Source organism: Parvimonas sp. D2 (assembly GCF_035282635.1).
Classification (GTDB): Bacteria; Bacillota; Clostridia; order Tissierellales; family Peptoniphilaceae; genus Parvimonas.
Genome location: NZ_JAYKBO010000045.1, coordinates 1 through 271 on the forward strand (window position 1 = coordinate 1; position 271 = coordinate 271).

The following is a 271-nucleotide window of genomic DNA, read 5'->3' on the forward strand; positions in this document are numbered from 1 at the left end:
TTTATGGATTCCTCCAGACGGCGTTGTGCTTCCTGCCTATCTACCCATGCAATCCATGCATTGTGCATCTCATGCAGAATCTGCAGCTCTTCAGGGAAGCGTAGATCAGTGACTACAATACAATGGGCTCGCGACTTTGCTACAGCTCGAAGCCATGCACGTACGTGGAAATAGCCGTCGTACTGTTCGCGCTTTGCATTGGCATCATCTTGCAGAAGCTTTCTAGGAGGCTGCCAGGGCCAACGCGAAAGAGTCTTTTCCTTAAGGATGG

General features: G+C 50.6%; 1 protein-coding gene. It reads right to left on the bottom strand.

What is annotated here, in order from left to right; all coding sequences use genetic code 11:
* The coding region (locus VJI77_RS07520) for a hypothetical protein (RefSeq protein WP_323988976.1) at window positions 1-271 on the bottom strand (271 nt) is incomplete at both ends.